This is a genomic window from Pseudomonas sp. CROZ-RG-20F-R04-15 (assembly GCF_022662375.1).
In the GTDB taxonomy this organism is placed as follows: Bacteria; Pseudomonadota; Gammaproteobacteria; order Pseudomonadales; family Pseudomonadaceae; genus Aquipseudomonas.
The window spans coordinates 1-398 of sequence record NZ_JAKNQL010000077.1 but is presented as its reverse complement, the minus strand read 5'-3'; the positions used below and the strand labels follow the sequence as shown (position 1 = coordinate 398).

The following is a 398-nucleotide window of genomic DNA, read 5'->3' as shown; positions in this document are numbered from 1 at the left end:
TCGGCTGCCGGGATCAACGTCGAAATTCGCTACAACACGCCGGGGCGTGCCGGTGTCGGTGGTGACTCGGAAGGCGATACCCTGATCAATATCGAAAAAGTCATCGGTACCGCCTACAACGACACCTTCACCCTCGACACCCTCACGGCGACCTTCGAGGGCGGTGCGGGCGATGACGTGTACTTCATCAACGGTGCTGGCGGTACGGTCATCGAGCAGGTCGGCGGCGGCAACGACGAAGTGCGCACGACCTTCGGCCAAATCGGCCTGCACGCCAACGTCGAGCGTCTGACCTACATCGGCACGGGCGCATTCGTCGGGTATGGTAACGCCAGCGATAACATCATCACTGGCGGTAACGGCAACGACATCCTGTTTGGTGGCGACGGTGCCGACCA

At 61.3% G+C, this 398-nt stretch carries 1 pseudogene; it reads left to right on the top strand.

Features of this window, described 5'->3' with window-relative positions:
- Positions 1-398 (top strand): annotated as a pseudogene (locus L8H52_RS30340) (calcium-binding protein); the annotation flags it as partial.